Source organism: Anabaena sp. CCY 9402-a, assembly GCF_963920945.1.
Classification (GTDB): Bacteria; Cyanobacteriota; Cyanobacteriia; order Cyanobacteriales; family Nostocaceae; genus Trichormus; species Trichormus minutissimus.
Window position 1 is genome coordinate 1 of sequence record NZ_CAWUDL010000076.1, and the last position, 21,079, is coordinate 21,079.

General features: G+C 42.7%; 8 protein-coding genes. 5 read left to right on the plus strand and 3 right to left on the minus strand.

The genetic code is table 11. The features are described 5' to 3' along the window. From ACM0OR_RS22720 to ACM0OR_RS22730, 3 genes are all read right to left on the minus strand, one after another. A partial coding sequence (locus ACM0OR_RS22720; protein WP_414578846.1) for a condensation domain-containing protein occupies nt 1-1,798 on the minus strand: 1,798 nt, incomplete at its 3' end. 392 nt (nt 1,799-2,190) lie between these two features. Continuing rightward, the gene (locus ACM0OR_RS22725) at nt 2,191-4,203 is read right to left on the minus strand and encodes a LamG-like jellyroll fold domain-containing protein (protein WP_414578847.1); all 2,013 of its coding nucleotides are present in this window, start codon (nt 4,201-4,203) and stop codon (nt 2,191-2,193) included. A gap of 392 nt (nt 4,204-4,595) precedes the next feature. After that, the gene (locus ACM0OR_RS22730; protein ID WP_414578848.1) at nt 4,596-4,988 is read right to left on the minus strand and encodes a hypothetical protein; all 393 of its coding nucleotides are present in this window, start codon (nt 4,986-4,988) and stop codon (nt 4,596-4,598) included. Nucleotides 4,989-5,571: 583 nt separating this feature from the next. Here ACM0OR_RS22730 and ACM0OR_RS22735 point away from each other — a divergent pair. The 5 genes from ACM0OR_RS22735 to ACM0OR_RS22755 all read left to right on the plus strand — a co-directional run bounded on the left by ACM0OR_RS22735 (nt 5,572) and on the right by ACM0OR_RS22755 (nt 21,071). Next, nucleotides 5,572-7,662, plus strand: a complete 2,091-nt coding sequence (locus tag ACM0OR_RS22735) for a dynamin family protein (protein ID WP_414578849.1) — start codon at nt 5,572-5,574, stop codon at nt 7,660-7,662. A 547-nt stretch (nt 7,663-8,209) separates the two neighbouring features. Then, nucleotides 8,210-10,354: an AMP-binding protein gene (locus ACM0OR_RS22740; RefSeq protein ID WP_414578850.1), complete on the plus strand. Its 2,145-nt coding sequence runs from the start codon at nt 8,210-8,212 to the stop codon at nt 10,352-10,354. A gap of 2 nt (nt 10,355-10,356) precedes the next feature. Next, a complete protein-coding gene (locus ACM0OR_RS22745) occupies nt 10,357-11,640 on the plus strand; it encodes a cytochrome P450 (RefSeq protein ID WP_414578851.1) in 1,284 nt (427 codons plus the stop codon). Nucleotides 11,641-11,679: 39 nt separating this feature from the next. After that, nucleotides 11,680-19,281, plus strand: a complete 7,602-nt coding sequence (locus ACM0OR_RS22750) for an SDR family NAD(P)-dependent oxidoreductase (protein ID WP_414578852.1) — start codon at nt 11,680-11,682, stop codon at nt 19,279-19,281. Continuing rightward, on the plus strand, nt 19,278-21,071 hold the full coding sequence (locus ACM0OR_RS22755) for a fatty acyl-AMP ligase (RefSeq protein ID WP_414578853.1): 1,794 nt from the start codon (nt 19,278-19,280) through the stop codon (nt 21,069-21,071). Before ACM0OR_RS22750 ends, ACM0OR_RS22755 begins: the two co-directional genes overlap by 4 nt. Nucleotides 21,072-21,079 lie beyond the last annotated feature (8 nt).

Sequence of the window (21,079 nt, forward strand, 5' to 3'; positions counted from 1 at the left end):
ATTGTAGGCGATCGCGTGGATAAGCTGGGTCAAGAGGTACAAAAGCCCCCCCAGCCTTCAAAATCCCCAACAACCCTACCACCATTTCTAAGGAACGTTCTGCACAAATCCCCACTAATACCTCAGCCCCCACACCCACGCTTTGCAAATAATGCGCCACCTGATTAGCACGAGCATTCAACTCACCATAAGTTAACTCTTCCCCATTCCCCAAAACTGCTACAGCATCCGGTGTTAGTTCTACCTGAGTCTCAAACATCTGATGCAAACATAACTCCGTCGGATACTCTTTTTGAGTATCGTTCCATTCGACAAGTAACTGTTGCTGTTCTGCTTGTGTCAGTATCGGTAAATAGGCAATCTGCTGATGAGGATTAGCCACCACTGCTGCTAACAAAGTCTGCAAATGTTCCGCTATCCGGATGATTGTAGACTCATCAAATAAGTCGCGGTTATATTCCCAAACACCCCCCAGTCCCTCGTCTGTCTCTACGAATGTGAGAGTTAAGTCACGCTTGGCTGTGGCAAAATTAATATCGATGGATGTCAACTCCAAATCCAATAGTTTCAGTGTGCCTTGAGGTGCATTCTGCAACACCAACATCACCTGAAACAGTGGATTATGATCTAAGTTGCGTTCTGGTTGTAGAGCTTCAACTACCTGCTCAAAAGGGACATCCTGATGTTCGTAGGCTTCTAGGGCTACTTGTTGTACTTGTTTGAGTAGTTCGCTAAATTTGGGATTACCATTGAGTTTGGTTCGCAACACCAAAGTATTGACAAAAAAGCCAATTAATGATTCTATGTCTTGACGGTTGCGATTAGCAATGGGCGTACCGACGAGGATATCATCCTGACTAGTATAACGATGTAGTAATGTGACGAATGCCGCCTGTAGAGTCATAAACAGAGTTACCCCTGACTTTTGACTTAGGCTCAAAATTTGCTGTGTTAGCTGGCTGCTGAGTGTAAATGTATAGCTACCTCCCCGAAAAGTCTCTATCGGTGGGCGTGGTCTATCTGTTGGTAATTCTAATAGAGGTGGCGCACCTGCTAACTTTTGTCGCCAATAGTTGAGTTTAGTTTCTAGCACTTCCCCACTTAACCATTGTCTTTGCCACACAGCAAAGTCAGCATATTGAATAGGTAACTCTGCTAGTGGGGAAGGTTTAGCAGTGGCAAAGGCGGGATAGAGGGCGGATAGTTCTTGAATAAAGACCCCCATTGACCAACCATCAACAACAATATGATGCACAGTCAATAGCAATACATGGGAAGTTTCATCCAAGCGTAGAATCTGACCGCGAATTAAGGGCAGTTGTTGGAGGTTAAAAGGTTTGTGTGCTTCCTGGTGGACTAATTGTTGAACTTGAGAGGCTTTCTCTATATCTGATAAATCTTGCAAGTCCACCACTGGTAAATTTACCATCACAGTAGGATGAACAACTTGCCGGGGAGTATTATTAATTTCTTGAAAGGTTGTTCTTAAAACTTCGTGACGGCGAACAATTTCGATTATGGCTTGCTCTAAGGCATTAATATTTAACTTCCCAGTAATTTGTAAAGCAGTTGGTGTATTATATGTCGCACTGAGTCCAACTAGTTGGGCGAGAAACCAGAGTCTTTGTTGAGCAAATGATAAAGGAATTGCTTGGTTTCTATCTACAGGAACAAGTGGTAAGCTTTGAGATTTATTATTATCTGTTGCAGAATTTGTCTTCTGCATTTGCAGTTTTTTTAAAACTAATTCACGCTGTTCTGGTGATAAATAATCAAGCCTTTTTAATAAATCGCTCATAAATTTTAAAAATTGTTTGTAGTGAGGACTTTAGTCCTTTTCTTACTGTGAAATTAAAACGCAGACTTGAATCTAGTAGTCTATCAAGTTAGTTTTGAGGGTTCGTAGTAAGGACTTTAGTCCTGATTTTTCTAAGGACTAAAGTCCTTACTACGAACTTGCTTATGCCTCAATTCACATTTGATGACCTACTAGTAGTGGCTTGACCAGGCTAAAATAGTCCATTAGACGTAGCTTGGGTTAAGCGCAGCGCAACCCAATATGGTCTTAGTGTTGGGTTTCCTTACGTCAAACGCCACTCGTCCCAAGCCGGGAAACCCGTCCAAGGCGGTGGCTTCCCAACCTACTACCAATTATTCTTAACTGAACCGTATTGTACTAGAAATTTATTTTTAATTCACTAATTTATTGCACAATTCATCTATTTCTTCTGTTCTCTCTGCAATCATTTGCTTGGCTACTTGAATCAGCATCCGAATATTGTTAAACTTCGCATTATCCATTGCTTCTAAGCTTTCATCTAAGTATGCTTGTAAGCGGTAATACTGTTGTTGGGATTTATCTTCAGATTGGGGGATGAGTTCTTCTATTTGACTAGAAATAGCTTGATTTACACCGTCTAAAACAATATTTAACATTGGTCTAGCCCAGCCTAATAATCCCCAATTTTTCGCTTCTTGGTAAGGGTATGGTTTGGTGAGTGAACCTGTTCCCAAAGAAACTACTAACGTATTATCAAGAGTCCAAGGTTCTTCACCTTTCTTGATAGCTTCTTTAGCACCAATGATAGATTCTATTACGGCTAACCCAGTAGGATTATTAGCGAAAACTCCCCCATCTACTAATGTATAGAAACCATTTTCGTTATGTGATGTAGGAATGCGATATGGGGCAAAATATGTTGGTGCAGCACTAGTTGCCATTGCTGCTTCTTTCATGGTAAAGCCCTCACCTATCTTGCGCAATTTTCTAGATGTAATATTTTCTTTGTTAATATTACTGCTAAACAACACTGGTACTCGCTGTTCAATATCATAGCTAGGAATGAGAATTTCTGTAATAGCTTCCACTATTGTTGTAGAGCCAAAATATTGGGTGAGGATGTCGCTTCTTCCCTCGGATGTATATTTTGGTTTGAGAATTTCGTCGAATTCTCCTAATAGTTCTGCGTATAGTGGCTCATAAAATATTACATTACCATGCTCGGCAAAGATATTAACTAAGTCTTTAGCAGTGTATGCAGGTTTTTTTGTGGCATTTAATTGAGGTTTAGTTAACCCTAGTGCTACAATTCCTCCCGTTGAAGTTCCCGCAATGAGATCAAACAAACTGGCGATTGGTTTTTGGGTGCGTGTTTCAATTTCTTCGAGAATCATCGCTGGGATAATTCCCCGAATACCACCACCATCAATTGACAAAATCTTGTATGGATACTTGCTTGTTTTATTTTTTGTGCGTTCCTGTTTAGTTTTAGTGGCTTGAGGCGTTTCTGGAATGATAACTTGTGTTTGTTCTAGCATAGGTGTAGGTGGTTGAGTTGTTTTTGGTATAACTTCTTGAGATTCTGATTGGGGTGGTGTTGGCTGTTGGTTTTCTCTAGAAATTTCTGTTTTCACCCCAACAGTTTTATCAATAATATTGCCGTCGTTGGCGTGATTAGTTTTATCTTGTATTATTATTGTTCCCGGTGCATCGTTTAATGGCCAGTAGCCCACTAATCCCGGTTCATTCCCAACAAGATAACGAGTCATATCAGCTTGAATTTCTGCTTCAGAACGAGCCTTGTTCCAGATGCGAACTTCTGCAATTTTTCCTTGAAACGGATAAGATTCGTTATTATCTTGGTAAATTCCAATTACTAATTCATTTTCAGGATTGTAATCAATGCTGCTATCGACTGTGGCTTTAGTGGCTTTTTCTACACCATCAACGTATACTCTCATGCGTTTACCGTCATAAGTGCCGGCGATGTGATGCCAGTGATTTAGTTGGATGGAATTTTCCTTACTACTAAGATATTGAATGCCTTTGGATGGAGTTTTTAAGGCGAAGAATATCCCACTTTTACCATCTAAGAGTAGACCATATCCACTTTCAATTTGACCAGTGTCAAAAACGTTCGTGATAATTCCGGTTCTTCTTCTTTGCGCTTGACAATTAATCCAAGCTTCTAAGGTAATTTGCTGTGCAATTTTAAATTCAGGTTTTTTACCTAAATCGATATAAATATCTTTGTCATCAAACACCAAACCTGATGGAGTAAACTGGTTTGGCTGTAGTGCTACTGCTGCTTCTGACTGGTTTTGTTCGTTATCTTTAACCATTATTTCAGGTGCTAAATCCTTTTTAGCTTGCTTCTGTTGTGGGAAGACGGAAGAATTGACTGTACAACTCTTCCACGGCATCAAAATAGTTGTTAACTTATCTAGTACAGCACGGCTTAAATCAAGCTACGATTTCCAACAAGTAAAAGCCTCGATATACGAGACTTTTGACTTTCGTATAGGGGTACTAGTATGTAATATGAGCGATCGCCTTTTCTATAAGTCTCTATATATTTCCCTATTTGCCATCTGACGGTTTGACTCTCATCATTGAGTCTGCCGACACAATACGATAGGCGATCGCATCCTTAATGAGCCTCTAGACCATTTACTCTGTTAAGGCATGAATTAATGAAAGGTTTGTAGTGAGTGTCTCTAACCTTTTTATGTGTCCGCTATGGTAACGGAGTAGGGTTAAAGCCCTCACTACGAACCATGCTTAGAATTGCATCAGAAAATTATGCAGACAGTGACTATTGAATTTCCGCAACTTGGGGACTAATAACTACTAAATCGGCTTCTGTTTTGGGTGGATTAGAAATATTATCTTTGAGTTTAGTTTTCAGTTCATCAGAAATAGGCAAACTGTTAATTTCTCTCAAAATACCTCCCAGTGCTTCATTTTTGCTGCGTTCTGTGTAAACAGCACTCAGCACTTTTTCAATCCCATACCCTGCTAAGGATTCAGTTACCAGAGTCACAATTCCTAAAACTGCCAAGCCTCCCATCATCCCAAATGGGCCACCAAGGGTAGCCAGAACCATAGGAATAACAACATTACCTTCTAGACCTGTTGTTGCAATTACGATTACCAGCATTGCACCAGGCAAACCCAGCGATGCAAGCTTTTTCACCACTTCATCCATACAAATCACCTAAAGATTTAATTAAAGGACTATGTTCGCTCGATTCTGTTTTCTTACTAAACCTGCGGTCGCACTTGGTTAAGTATTAAACCAGTCACTTGCAGGTTAACCCCAAGTCTACTGAGATAGATTGTAACTTCAAGAATTTTTAATGCGACGCTATTACCTAAGCTATATTAAGGTTTTACGAACTAGGTGATGATCGCAATACTAGTATACTTGGTTTGATCTCAAAACTACTGTATCATTCCTCAAGATATTTCTTCACAATCATTTACATACGTCCTATGTCACCCCCTATAGTAGAATTAAACACGTTACATTTCTATTACTTAGGGCTAAGTGCCTCAAAGCTTTAAATTTTTTGTCCCATTGAGGCCACAGGGGAGCAGGGAGCAAGGGCGAGGGTTTGCAGCTTTGATGACCATGAAAATGGTGCAATTTAAATGACGATTAGCTTATTACCATTCCTTATACAGCGTTTTGCCATCAAAGATGTTTTGAAAATGGTGTATGACTTCTTTCAAGTCCGCGTATTTCATAAATATTTTTTTTAATATTGACTTTTTACTCTTTTAGTAGTATGAAACACACAATTCAAGCTGACAGTTTTATTGATAATTTAGATAAAGTCGCCGGAGTTCGTCAAGAAATTTCTGTATGTTTAGCACAGATGGGTGACATCCTTAGTCAAGCGGAATTAGCTGGAAAAAATACTTCGGGCGCACTAGGTTTAAGTTCAGATATTGAAAACATCAATTTAGCCAGTCAAAATCTGCATCAAGGTATATTTCGCTTACTCGTTTTAGGCGATATGAAGCGAGGGAAAAGCACTTTTATTAATGCCTTAATTGGGGAAAATATCCTGCCGAATGCAGTTAATCCCTGTACTGCTCTTTTGACGATTTTACGTTATGGAGAAGAGAAAAAGGTAACTGTTCATTTTAATGATGAAAAAACTCCAGAACAGCTTGAATTTAAAGAATTTAAGCAGAAGTACACGATTGATCCAAAAGAAGCTAAACAGCTAGGCAAAGGCAAAAAAATGGTATTTGCTGAAGTCAGTCATGCCATTGTAGAGTACCCATTACCGCTTTTATCCAAAGGGCTAGAAATTATCGATAGCCCAGGATTAAACGATACAGAAGACAGAAATGAAACATCACTAGGATACATCAATAATTGTCATGCAATTCTGTTTCTGATGAGGGCATCTCAGCCTTACACTTTAGCCGAGCGACGCTACCTAGAAAATTATATTAAAGGTCGTGGTTTGACGGTATTTTTTATTATTAATGGTTGGGATCAAATTCAAGAAGGCATTCTAGATCCAGATGACGAAGAAGAATTGCAAACAGCAGAGATGCAATTGCGAGAATTATTTGAGGTAAATTTAGCGCAATACTGTCAAATTAACGGAAAAAATATTTATTCTGAGCGCGTCTTTGAGATTTCTGCCATTAATGCCCTGAGAAGAAGAATTAAGGATCAATCAGCCTCCTTAGAGGGTACAGGATTTCCAGAATTGCTGCGATCGCTCAATACCTTTTTAACCCAAGATCGCGCGATCGCTCAACTACAACCAGCGATTATCCTCGCTCACCAAACCTACACTAACATCCAAGCTGCTATTCAACGCCGCCTTTCCTTACTCAAGCAAGATGTGAGTGAAATGAAACAGCGCATTAGTTCCGTAGAACCAGAATTTGAGCAGTTAGGCATAATTCGTGATCAATTTCAGCAAGAAATTATCACCACAAGAGACATTCAAGCCAACACTATTGCGGAATCTTTGCGGTCTTACATTCTCAATTTGGGTAATACCTTTGAAACTGATTTTTTACCCTACCAACCAGACTTAGAACTATTCGATTTTTTAAACAAAGATAAACGTGAAGCCTTTAACGAGTTGCTACAACAAGCTTTCGAGCAATACACAGCCGATAAAATTGCGACTTGGACATTGACGGTAGAACTAGAAATGAATGCAGCCTTTGCCAAACTTTCCACCAGTGCAGCAACCTATGGTGCTTCATACAGCCAAGTTACAGACCAAATCGCCAATAAATTATCGGGACAAGAACTAAAACGTAAAACCCAAACTACTACCGCAGAAGATTCACCTACTTGGACAAAATGGGCGATGGGATTATTATCTTTGTCTAGGGGTAACATTGCTGGCGTGGCGATGGCGCAAGCAGGCTTCGACTGGAAAAATATTTTACTCAATTACATCGCCGCAATTGGTGTGAACAGTGTTACCAGCAGTATCACTGGGATTTTTTTAGGGCCTGTGGGATTGGCGTTTTTGGGTATGGGTATTGGCTTTGTCCAAGCCGACCAAGCCAGGCAAAAATTAGTCCAGACGACTCAAAAGGAACTAACGAAATATCTCCCACAGGCGGCTGAAGAATATCTTCCCCAAATCCGTACAGGGGTGGAAGAATGCTTCAACACCTACGAACGGGAAGTGATTGAGCAAATCAACAAAGATATTACTCAAAGAAGAGCAGAATTAGATAACTTGCTCCAGCAAAAAGCAGCACATGAAATTAACCTGCAAACAGAATCTCAGCGTCTCCAATCAGTAGCCGCAGAAGTTTACCAACAGCTACAGCAGGTTGACAAAGTTTATAGTGTTGTCAACACCGAAACAGCGAAGAGTGCTGATTAGTGTTAGCGGTAGGGTAGGTTGAGCCATGTGCTGATTCCTTGCCTCATCATCCCCTCTGCCTTCTTCAAATACGGGTAATTTTTGCAGCAAATTCTCATGCAGTTACTGAATATATAAATTTATATTAGTACACAGTATAGAGAAGTATTACATACTACGTTTTCTCCTAATATCTTTAAAACAAGAGATTTGAGCAAATCTCTTGTTTTAAAGAAAGTTTAATGCTCTTTTAATAATCTGTACAGTGCTTGTATGCCAAGATGTTTGTGTCAATTGTGACTGATAAAAAAACAAGTAATTTTATGATAATCAAGCTATTAAGCGTTTAATTTATGTTATTTTTGTGGTATTAAAGGTACTATGTGGGCTTAAAAAAGTTTGGCGAAGTATCAAATAGGACTTCTGTTTGATCGCGGAACAAGACTCAGAGTCCATATATCCGTTCTTTCATGTTCCCCAATAAGAGTTACGTGTTCCCTCTCCACGCCAGTAAATTCAGGAATCAGCCCGAATTTCTGTACACTCTTTCGTTTGTGCATGTAAAAAATTGAAATCAATTATTTTGCAAGAAACTACAACGTTAGTAGACCTCCTGCAATTTAGAGCTTTGCAGCGTCCGCACAAAGCAGCTTTTACGTTTTTGCAGGATGGCGAAACAGCAGCCTACAGCTTGACCTATCAAGCATTAGAACAAAAGGCTCGCTCAATCGCTGCTCAGTTACAAACTCTCGTAACCAGAGGTGACAATGCTTCGCCCACCATAGGCGATCGCGCTCTGTTACTTTATCCACCAGGTTTAGAATTTATCAGTGCCTTTTTTGGTTGTTTGTATGCCCAAGTAGTAGCTGTTCCAGCCTATCCGCCGCGACGTAACCAGAATCTAGCAAGACTCCAGGCGATCGTGGCAGATACGCAGGCAACAGTAGTCCTCACCACCACCGCGTTACTATCCAACCGGGAAGCGTGGGTGAACCAAGCACCAGAACTAGCCGAAGTACAATGGCTAGCCACTGATGACATTGACGTGAACTTGGCAGCCGATTGGCAACAACCTCGAATCAGTAGCGATACCCTAGCGTTTCTCCAATACACATCTGGTTCTACTGGCAAGCCAAAAGGGGTAATGGTTAGTCATGAAAATGTGCTGTACAACCAACGCATGATTCAGCTTGCCTACCAACACACCCAGGAAACTATCTTTGTGGGTTGGTTGCCCTTATTCCACGACATGGGACTGATTGGAAACGTATTACAGCCATTATATTTGGGGATATCATGCTATCTGATGTCACCAGTGGCTTTTCTCCAGAAACCTATTCGTTGGTTGCAAGCCATTTCACGTTATCAAGCTACTACCAGTGGAGGCCCAAACTTTGCTTATGACTTGTGTGTGAGCAAAATTACCCCCGAACAGATAGCTAGCCTTGACCTCAGCAGTTGGGAATTGGCCTTTAACGGTGCAGAACCAGTACAAGCGGAAACCCTAGAAAAATTTGCTACCAAGTTTAAATCTTGCGGCTTTCGTGCTGAAGCCTTTTATCCTTGCTATGGCATGGCTGAGACTACCTTGTTTGTTTCTGGAGGGATGAAAACATCTGCACCTGTAGTATTATCTGTTGATGAATCAGCCATTGAAGAGAATCGAGTTGTAGTAGCCAGTGGAGAACAAACGCAGGGCAAACAAATAGTCAGTTGTGGACAGACTTGGTTAGAGCAGAAAATTGCGATCGCCAATCCAGAAACTCTGACCCAGTGTAGCCCAGAAGAAGTCGGGGAAATCTGGGTATCAGGTGCAAATATCGCGGCTGGTTACTGGCAAAATCCAGAAGCAACCAAAGAGACATTTCAAGCCTATTTAGCTGACACTGGAGAGGGTGAATTTCTCCGCACCGGAGACTTAGGATTTATCCGCGACGGCGAGTTATTCGTCACAGGTCGCATCAAAGACTTAATCATTATTCGCGGACAAAACCACTATCCCCAAGACATCGAACTCACCACCCAAAAGAGCCATTCAGCCTTACGTCTTGGTTGTGGTGCAGCCTTTTCTATTACCGTTGCAGGTGAAGAAAGGTTAGTCATTACTCAAGAAGTAGAACGGAGTTATTTACGCCAGTTAGATGTAGATGAAGTAGTCGGAGCAATCCGCCAAGCAGTATCACAACAACATGAACTCCAAGTTTATGCAGTCGTCTTACTCAAAACAGCCAGTATTCCGAAAACCTCCAGTGGGAAGATTCAACGTCAAGCCTGTAGGACTGGGTTTTTAGCCAGGAACCTAGATATTGTCGGAGAGTGGCAAGTCAACTTCCAAGAACTGGAATTAGCAGCACTGCAAACCTCTCTAGCAACCTTATTGGAACACGTCCAACAAGGCGCACAAAATCATTCTGCAAGTGAACAAACTGCCTCGAATCCGGAAAAGATTCAAAACTGGTTAGTCACACATTTAGCTTTATCCCTAAAACTGCCGCCAGATGAGATAGACACTCAAGAGTCTTTTGCTCATTATGGTTTAGATTCATCAGTGGCAGTTAGCATGACAAGTGAATTAGGCGAGTGGCTAGGCTGGGAACTAGACCCCACCCTATTTTGGGAATTTCCCAGTATTGCCGCATTGGCTCAACACCTAGATGCAGAATGTCGATTATTAAAATCAACGAATCAAGTCAAGCTTTCAGGGAAAATTTAACAATGGAGTCAATTGCTGAGAGCAGCCAAGAGATGATTAACTCTGGGCAGAACCAACCAGCAAGGACAGTTAAACCTTTTAGGTTTAATCCCCTACTTGCTAATTTGCATCAAGATCCATATCCCACCTACCATCGTCTGCGTGAGACAGATCCTGTACATCAGAACTTATTAAATGCTTGGGTACTTACCCGCTATGAAGATGTCAGAACAGTTTTGCGCGATCCCCGCTTTTGTGTAGATAAATTAGCCACCCGCTTAAGAAATAAAAGCAATTACCTCACCCAGCAAAAGGATCTGGATACATTAGCTGATGTTACTGGTAAATGGTTAATCTACCTCGATCCACCTGACCATACTAGACTCCGCAAACTTGTTGGTAAAGCCTTTTCTCCATCAGTCATCGATCCTCTGCGTCCCTACATTCAAGGAATTGTGGATCAGTTACTTGACAAAGTGCAACACCAGGGAAATATGGAAGTGATTGCCGATTTAGCTGCTCCCTTACCCGTCAAAGTGATTGCCAAAATGTTGGGTGTACCTGATCAGGATTGCCCCCAGCTACATCAGTGGTCTAATGACCTATCTCGGATATTAGATCCGCTTTTACCACTGCAAACCTATGAACATTTAAATCAGATAGTTCTGGAATTTGCAGAATACTTCCGTGCAATATTTGCAGAACGCCGAAAAAGCCCACAAGAAGATTTAATCAGCGCACTAATTGAGGCTAGAGACCAAGGCGACAAATTGAGCGAAGTAGAAATGTTGTCTACCTGTATATTATTGTTTATTGCTGGGGAAGAAACTACAGTCAATACAATCGGTAATGGGATTCTGGCTTTACTCCGTCACCCTGAACAGCTAGAAAAACTGAGACAAGAACCTACTATAATTCAAAGTGCCGTTGAAGAAATACTACGTTACGACAGTCCTGTACAATATGCCCAAAGGATTGCTACAGAAGATGTAGAGATTGGTGGCAAACTGATTAAAGTAGGTGATAAAGTTGTCGCCTGTCTAGGTGCTGCTAACCGAGATCCGGCACAATTTATTGATCCAGATCGCCTCAATCTTACCCGTAGTGATAACCGCCACATGGCTTTTATCGATGGCACACACACTTGTTTGGGAGGAGCATTAGCTCGCCTCAATAGTCAAATTGCTATTAATACATTTGCACAAAGATTTTCCTATATAGAACTACAAACCGATCAATTAGATTGGCGTAAAAATATTGCTTTGCGAGGATTAAAGTCCTTATCAGTAAGTTTTAAAAGTAATTAGAAATTCTCAATTCATAATTCAAAATTTTAGAGGAACAAAATGGACAAAGAACCCATCGCCATTATTGGAATAGGATGTCGTTTTCCTGGGGCTAAAAACCCGGAAGCCTTTTGGCATTTGCTGCGCGATGGGATAGATGCCATTACCGAAGTGCCGAAGACACGCTGGGATATAGATGATTTTTATGATGCTGACCCAGCGACACCAGATAAAATGACCACGCGATGGGGTGGTTTTTTAGAGCAAATAGATCAATTTGACCCCCAATTTTTCAATATTGCCCCTAGAGAAGCCGCCAGTGTAGATCCTCAACATCGGTTGTTACTAGAGACCACGTGGGAAGCCTTAGAAGATGCTGGACAAAATCCTACAGCCTTAGCGGGTAAACCTGCGGGCGTGTTTATGGGGATTTCTAGCTTCGACTATGATAAGCTACGCTTCCAAAATCCCGTTAACTTAGATAGCTATGCAGGTACAGGTACAGCTTTATCCTTGGCTGCTAACCGGATTTCTTATGCTTTAAATTTCACAGGGCCAAGTATTGCTATTGATACTGCTTGCTCCTCATCTCTGGTAGCAGTTCATCTAGCTTGCCAAAGCTTGCGGAATGGGGAATCTATCTTAGCTTTAGCTGGAGGTGTGAATGTGATGGCTTCCCCTTGGGTGACAGTCACCTTTTCTAAAGGTGGCTTCATGGCCGCTGATGGTAGATGTAAAGCCTTTGATAGTCGGGCTAACGGCTATGTTCGCAGTGAAGGGGCTGGGGTGGTAGTATTAAAACTACTATCTCAAGCTGAGGCAGATGGCGATCGCATTTATGCCATTATTCGCGGTAGTGCAGTTAATCAAGATGGTCGCAGTAATGGTATCACCGCACCCAATTCTCTAGCACAAGAAGCCGTACTCAGAGAAGCCTACCGTCAGGCGGGAGTATCTCCTGGTAAGGTGCAGTATATAGAAGCCCACGGTACAGGCACAAAATTAGGCGACCCCATAGAAGTCAAAGCCTTGGGGAAGGTACTCAATGAAGGTCGCATTCCTGGAGAATATTGTGCTTTAGGTTCAGTCAAAACTAACATTGGTCACGCCGAAGCCGCCGCCGGTATTGCTGGATTAATTAAAGTTGCACTCTCCCTAAAACATGGGCAAATCCCGGCGAGTCTGCATTTCCAAGAAGCCAATCCTTATATTCCCTTTGATAAATTACCCCTACGAGTCCAGCAAAAACTAGAATATTGGACTGAAGATGACATTGCTATAGCTGGGGTAAGTTCCTTCGGTTTTGGTGGGACTAATGCTCATGTTGTCTTGGGAAGTCAAAAAGTAAAAGGCAAAAGCAAGAAGCAAGAAATAGATGACCATCCATTACAACTGCTGACTTTATCGGCTAAAACTGAGAAGACACTGCAAGAACTAGTGCAGAGTTATCAGGACTATCTCAAGAATCATCCTCAAGTATCATTGACGGATGTTTGTTTTACAGCTAGCGTTGGACGCAACCATTTCGATTATCGGTTAGGAATTACCTCTGACTCTACAATCAAACTACAAGAGCAATTAGCCGCATTTTTATTAAAACAAGATACTCCCGGAGTCTTCCAGGGACAAATCAATAGTCGCAAACATCCTAAAGTAGTCTTTTTATTTACAGGTCAAGGTTCGCAGTATGTCGATATGGGGCGGAAACTCTACGAATCGCACCCCACATTCCGCCAAATCCTCGATGACTGCAACCAAATCCTCCTACCCTACCTAGAAACACCCCTCCTAGAAATCCTTTATCCCCAGTCACCAGTCCTCAGTCCCCAGTCCCCAATCAACGAAACTGCCTATACCCAACCCGCCCTCTTCGCCTTAGAATATGCCCTAGCTAAACTCTGGCAATCTTGGGGGATAGAACCCTCGGCAGTCATGGGTCATAGCGTTGGGGAATATGTCGCCGCTTGTCTGGCGGGGGTGTTCAGCTTAGAAGATGGCTTAAAACTCATTGCTGAACGGGGTAGGTTAATGCAGGCATTACCCCCAGATGGAGCAATGGCAGCGATTATGGCAGATGAACAGACAGTCTTATCTGCTATTCAACCCTACGGTGAGCAAATCGCCATAGCAGCCTATAACGGCGCAGAAAGTCTCGTCATCTCTGGACAACGCCAAGCTATAGAAGCCGTTTGTCAGCAACTGACAAATCAAGGTATCCAAACCAAGCCTCTACAGGTTTCCCACCCTTTCCATTCTCCCTTGATGGAGGCGATGCTGGGGGATTTCGAGCAGGTAGCCAAGACAGTACAATACTCGTCTCCTAAAATTCCCCTAATTTCCAACCTGACAGGACAAATTGCGACAACAGACATCGCCACACCTGAGTATTGGGTGCATCATATCCGCCAACCGGTGCAATTTGCCTCCAGTATGAAGTTTCTGCACCAGCAAGGTTATCAGATATTTGTAGAAATTGGCGCGAAACCCATATTAATTGGCATGGGTCGCCAATGTTTACCTGATGGTGTAGGGGTTTGGTTGCCGAGTTTGCATCCCAAGCAAGGCGAATGGGAGCAAATTTTAACAAGTTTGGCGGCGTTGTATGTCCGGGGTATTCCTATCAACTGGGGCGAATTTTATCGACATTCTGACTGTGAGACAGTTTCTTTACCTACCTATCCTTTCCAACGACAACGCTATTGGATAGAAACACTATCACCTCTGCATCAGCCAAGTTTCAAGCTAGTTCAGGGTCAACAGCACCCATTAATCGGTCAAAGGCTGAATTTAGCAGGTGTGAAGGAAATTTGTTTCCAGTCCGAGATTAGCCAAAATCAACCCGCTTATCTGCCAGATCATCGCGTTTTTGGTGAGGTCATTGTACCAGCTACCGCTTATCTCGAAATGGCATTGGCTGCGGGGTGTAAATTGTATAAAACTGTACAATTAGTATTAGAAGATATTAGTATTTTACAGCCATTGATTTTGGGAGAAGTAGGCATAACATTACAAATTAGCCTATCTCCCGGTGATGGTAGTTATTCATTCCAAATTTTCAGTAGTGAAAATATTACAGATAATGAGTCAGTATGGAGACTCCACGCCACAGGTAAATTACTGCGGGGTGAAAATCAAGCTGAACCGATCCAAACTGACTTAACAAAATTGCGATCGCCATGTCATGAAAATATTGCACCTCAGACTTACTATCAGCAATGTCAAAATAGAGGGATTGATTACGGCTCTAGTTTCCAAGCCATCCAACAACTCTGGTATGCTCCGGGTTTGGCGATGGGACAGGTACAGCTAGCAGAAACTTGGGCAGATCAAAATTATCACCTGCATCCGATTATTTTAGATGCTAGCTTCCAAGTATTAGGTGCAGCTTTACTCCATCAAAATCAACTAGATACGTATTTACCCGTAGCAATCGAGCGGTTACAGATTCATAGTAGTCCGGGAAATCTGGTTTGGAGTCACGCAGAGATTAACCCAGACACAAATCAAGAACTTATTAATAGCAATGTTGGCCTTTATACTAGTGATGGAGTAAGAAGAGTTCATGTAGAGGGTTTAGAGTTGAAGCGGTCGCGCCTACTTCCCACAACCCAAGACAATTGGCATAACTGGCTTTATCAAGTGGCGTGGCGGCAAAAAGTCCACTTTGCCAGTTCACAACTCAGCCCTGATTACTTGGTATCGCCTGAGCAAGTAAGTATTAAAATTTCTGCCAAACTGCCTGATATACTGACTGGTTTTAATTGGTCAGAGTATCAGCAAGTCTTCACCCAAATGGAAGCCTTAAGCGTCGCCTACATCATTCATGCTTTTGCACAAATGGGGAGAAAATTCCAACTTGGGCAACGTTTTGCTACAGCAGACATCATCACCCAACTGGGCATAGTCAACCGCCATCACAGGTTGCTACATCGGCTATTAGAGATTGTGGCAGATGCTGGTTATTTACAGGAAAGTAACTCGCAATGGCAGGTAATAAATATACCCCAGGATTCCAACCCAGACACCAAATTAAATCTCCTGTTGGCAAAATACCCTAGTGCAGCCGCAGAGTTAACATTATTGGGGCGTTGTGCCAGTAAACTGGCCTCAGTCCTGCAAGGTGAGAGTGACCCCTTGCAATTGCTGTTTCCTGAAGGCGACATGACCACCGCCACCCAAGTTTATCAAGATTCTCCAGGGTCGCAGGTACTTAATACTTTAGTGCAGCAGGCTATTTCCTCAGCTTTAGCACAGTTACCTCAAAATAGAGGTGTGCGGATTCTCGAAATTGGGGCGGGTACGGGAGGAACTACCGCTTACATTCTGCCAACCCTACCAGCACAGCAAACAGAATACATCTTTACAGATTTATCGCCCCGCTTTACTACCCAAGCCCAAGAGAAATTTCGCGATTATCCCTTTGTGCAGTATCAAGTATTAGACATTGAACAGGAATTAAAGCCCCAGGGATTCGAGTTTCACCAATATGATGTCGTGGTAGCGGCTAACGTCCTCCACGCCACCCAGGATTTAGCGCAAACTTTGCAAAATATCCGCCAGTTATTAGCACCGCAAGGGTTACTTATACTATTAGAGGGAACTATTCCCCAAGCTTGGCTAGATTTGACCTTTGGCTTAACTGAAGGTTGGTGGCGATTTAGTGATACTGAGTTACGTCCCAATTATCCCCTGTTAACGAGTGAACAATGGCAGCAAGTCTTACTGCAAGAGGGATATCAAGCAGCCGTCACCCTACCTTTAGCCGCAGCAACCCAAGGTAGTTTAAATCAGCAATCTGTAATTGTCGCACAAGCCGCCGCCATTCAGAAAACTGTAGCAACTGCTAAGTCCAAACATTGGCTTGTATTGGCTGACTCTCAAGGACTTGGTGAAAAATTAGCGACTCAATTACGAGAAACAGGTGATATCTGCACCTTAGTTTTCTCAGGCGAGGACTATAAATTACTGGATGGGCAAACTTTGACGCTTAATCCCACTCAGCCAGAGCATTTTCAGCAATTACTCACTAGAATTAGCAATAGTGAAACTGCTTTACATGGTGTTATTAATTGCTGGAGTTTAGATACATCTGATGCTTTAACGAGTCTTAACCTGAAGTTAACGAGTAAAGATTTAAAAGCCGCATCTAGACAAAGTTGTAGTAGTACCTTACATCTATTACAAGCATTAACTAAGACAGATTTTACCTCACAGTCTCGGTTATGGTTAGTCACCAGAGGGGCGCAATCTGTGGAGGGTAATGTTTCTGGTGTAACCCAATCTGCACTCTGGGGAATGGGTAAGGTAATTGCTTTAGAACATCCAGAACTTAAATGTGTGCGGATAGATTTAGATTCTCATCCGGTTGAGGATGAAGTCAACGCACTTTTAGCTGAGATTTTAGCAAATGATGAAGAAGATCAAGTTGCTTTCCGCCATCAGCAGCGTTATGTGGCGCGGTTAAATCGATCGGGGGAAAATCAGCTAGAAATTCCCGAAAATCAGCCTTTTACTTTAACTATTTCCCAAAAAGGAACTTTAGAAAATTTAACCTTTGAACCGACTGTACACCGTTCACCTGATGCAGGGGAAGTGGAAATTAGAGTCAGGGCGACGGGGTTAAACTTCCGGGATTTGCTCAACGCTTTAGACTTGTATCCTGGTGATGCGGGGACGTTGGGTGGTGAGTGTGCTGGTGAAATTGTCGCCGTGGGTGCGGGGGTAGCAGGTTTAGCGGTGGGTGATGCTGTCGTAGCGATCGCACCCGCAAGTTTTAGTCAATATGTGACAGTGAATGCTCAAATGGTAGCACTAAAGCCAGCCAATTTGACCTTTGCCGAAGCCGCAACTATTCCCATTACCTTCCTGACAGCATATTATTCACTACATCATTTAGGAAAGATTGCCCCTGGAGAACGGGTATTAATTCATGCGGCGGCTGGTGGTGTAGGACAAGCCGCCATTCAGTTAGCCCAACAGATAGGTGCAGAAGTATTCGCTACTGCTAGTCCTGGAAAGTGGGATTGCTTGAAATCTCTGGGAGTTGAACAAATTATGAACTCCCGCACCTTAGATTTTGCTGGGAAAATAAAAGAAATTACTTATGGGCAGGGTGTAAATATTATCCTCAACTCCCTGACCTCAGACGAATTTATCAGCAAGAGTTTATCAGTTTTACAACCCCAAGGACGGTTTGTAGAAATTGCCAAGCGGGGAGTATTACAGACTGACGAAGTATTAAAAGTGCGGTCAGATATTGCTTACTTTCTAGTGGATTTAGTGGAAGTTTGCCAACAGCAACCCACCTTAATTCAATCAATGCTGGCGAAATTAATGCCGCAATTTGCTACAGGACAACTCAAACCCTTACCCCAAACCCAATTTTCTATAACAAATGTAGTAGATGCTTTCCGCTATATGCAGCAAGCCAAGCATATCGGTAAGATTGTTGTCACCCAAACAGAACTTAGCTTCCGTGAAGATAGCACCTATTTAATTACTGGTGGGATGGGTGGCTTAGGCTTACTCGTGGCTGAGTGGATGGTAGAGAAAGGGGCGAGACATCTAGTATTGCTGGGACGCAGTGGTGCAAATGGCGAAGTGAAACAATCTATCAAAACACTGCAACAAAAGGGCGCACAGGTGATGGTGACACAAGCGGATGTCGTCAACCTAGAACAGATGACCAAAGTTATAGAAGATATAGAGCGATCGCTTCCTCCATTGCGCGGTATTATTCATGCTGTCGGGGTATTAGATGATGGCGTACTCCAACAACAAACCTGGGAACGCTTCACCAAAGTTATGTCTCCCAAAGTAGAAGGTGCTTGGAACTTACATCAACTTACCCAACATCTACCCCTAGATTTCTTCGTCTTATTCTCCTCCGTCGCCTCCCTCTTTGGTTCACCAGGACAAGCCAACCACGCCGCCGCCAACGCCTTCCTTGATACCTTCGCCCATTACCGACAACAGCAAGGACTCCCAGGCTTGAGTATTAACTGGGGTGTAGTAACTGACATTGGTGCAGCCGCCAAACGCCAAGCCGAGTCCTGGGTAAAAGCTAAGGGTATCGGTACGATTGCGCCACATCAAGTATTAGCAGTATTAGAACAGCAAATGTTAGCCCCAGCATCTCCCCAAGTCGGGGTAGTTCCCGTTGATTGGTCGAAGTTTAACATCTCGCCGTTCTTCCAAGATTTGCAACCTCAAGCAAAATCCACAGAACCATCCAGCCAAGCTGGGGAATTACGCCAACAATTGGATACCATCCCCAAAGGTGAACATCGTGCTTACTTAATGAATCATGTCTGTAGCCAAGTCGCCACAGTTTTGGGTGGGAATCCCGCAACAGCCATTGATATTCAGCAAGGCTTCTTTGATTTAGGTATGGATTCCCTCACCTCTGTAGAGTTGAGAAACCGCTTACAGACAAGTTTAGGCTGTAGTTTACCTTCCACCCTCACCTTTAAATATCCGACAGTAACGGCACTGGTGGATTATTTAGCAATGGAAGTGCTGAATTTGGCGACACCGCCACCAGAGACAAACGTAAAAAATCAGGATTGGGAAGCCGTCAAACAACTCTCTGACGATGAAGTTGATGCTTCCATCGCCAAAGAAATTGCCGAATTAGAAGCATTACTGAGGGGGAAATCATGATTTCTACAGAAATTAAACAATCATCACAGCTAGAAAATCAGTTCTCCACCTTAGTAGAACTGCTGCAATATCGCGCCAAAATCCAACCAGAGAAAACTGCTTTTACCTTCCTCCAGGATGGAGAAATAGAGACTGGTAGTTTAACTTATCAAAGTTTAGCGCAACAAGCAAAAGCGATCGCCTCTCAACTTCAAATAACTAGTAACCTGGGTGATGGCGTTCCGCCCACCGTAGGTGATCGCGCTCTGTTACTATATCCCCCAGGGTTAGAATTTATTGCCGCCTTTTTTGGCTGTTTGTATGGGGGCGTTGTGGCTGTACCCGCCTATCCACCTCGACGTAATCAGAATTTATCCAGACTTCAGGCAATTGTCGCCGATGCTCAAGCCACGGTGATTCTGACTACCAAATCCCTATTACCTCAACTTCAAGAGTGGTTTAGTCAGAATGCAGAATTAGCCGCTATCAAACTCCTCGCCACTGATGACTTAGATAGTAACTCAGCTTTAAACTGGCAACCACCGCAACTGAGCAAAGATACCCTAGCCTTTCTACAATACACCTCTGGTTCTACAGGAACACCAAAGGGTGTGATGGTTAGTCACAGTAACTTATTACATAATTCCGAGTGCATCAAAAAAGCTTTTGAACTGACATCTGAGAGCATCTCTGTTTCTTGGTTGCCCAGTTTTCATGATATGGGGTTAATCGACGGCATTTTACAACCCTTATATACAGGTTTTTTAGGGGTGTTGATACCGCCTACATCCTTTATACAGCGACCAATTTGCTGGCTCAAGGCTATTTCTAAATATCGTGCTACTCATTGCGGCAGCCCCAACTTTGGTTATGACCTCTGCATCAGAAAAATCACTCCCCAACAGATACAACAGCTAGATTTGAGTAGTTGGAATAGTGCTTACAGTGGTGCTGAACCAGTGTGTCAAGAAACTCTAGAAAAATTTGGTGATATCCTCCAAGTTTGCGGCTTCCGTAGCAAGGCGTTGTATCCCTGTTATGGGTTAGCGGAAGCTACCTTAATGGTGTCTGGAGGGCTGTTACAAGATGAACCAGTGTATTGTGCGGTGGAAACTGAAGCACTAGAAAACAACCAGGTGATTATTAATCAAGCAGAGGATAAAAAAGTTAAGCAACTTGTGGGGTGTGGACGTGCATGGCTAGATACCAAAATTGCGATCGCACATCCAGAAAACTTGACTCAGTGTAAACCCGATGAAATTGGTGAAATATGGGTATCTGGTGCTACAGTAGCTTGTGGTTATTGGCAACGTCCAGAAGAGACAAAGCAAACTTTTCACGCCTATCTAGCAGATACAAGACAAGGGCCATTTCTGCGGACTGGCGACTTAGGATTTTTGCGTGATGGTGAGTTATTCGTCACCGGACGCATTAAAGACGTGATGATCATCCGGGGACGGAATCATTACCCCCAAGACATTGAACTCACAGTAGAACAAAGTCACCCAGCTTTAAGGCCAAGTTGTGGTGCAGCTTTTACGGTGACAGTCAAGGGAGAAGAGAAGCTGATTGTTGTTCAGGAAGTAGAAAGAAGTTGGTTGAGAAAGCTAGATGGAGAAGCCGTAATTATTGCCATTCGTAAAGCCATTGCTCAACAACATGAACTGCAAATTTATGCCACATTCTTAATTAAGACTAACACTATCTCGAAGACATCCAGTGGCAAAATTCAGCGTCGATTATGTCGAGAAAAATTACTTACAGGCAAATTGGAGGTATTAGCTTCAGACAATAAAAATCTCATAAGTTAGTAGTCAGG

Coding starts and splice junctions, on each gene's coding strand:
- ACM0OR_RS22750 (WP_414578852.1), top strand. CDS start 11,680: ATGGACAAAGAACCCATCGCCATTATTGGAATAGGATGTCGTTTTCCT.
- ACM0OR_RS22730 (WP_414578848.1), bottom strand. CDS start 4,988: ATGGATGAAGTGGTGAAAAAGCTTGCATCGCTGGGTTTGCCTGGTGCA.
- ACM0OR_RS22735 (WP_414578849.1), top strand. CDS start 5,572: ATGAAACACACAATTCAAGCTGACAGTTTTATTGATAATTTAGATAAA.
- ACM0OR_RS22725 (WP_414578847.1), bottom strand. CDS start 4,203: ATGCCGTGGAAGAGTTGTACAGTCAATTCTTCCGTCTTCCCACAACAG.
- ACM0OR_RS22745 (WP_414578851.1), top strand. CDS start 10,357: ATGGAGTCAATTGCTGAGAGCAGCCAAGAGATGATTAACTCTGGGCAG.
- ACM0OR_RS22755 (WP_414578853.1), top strand. CDS start 19,278: ATGATTTCTACAGAAATTAAACAATCATCACAGCTAGAAAATCAGTTC.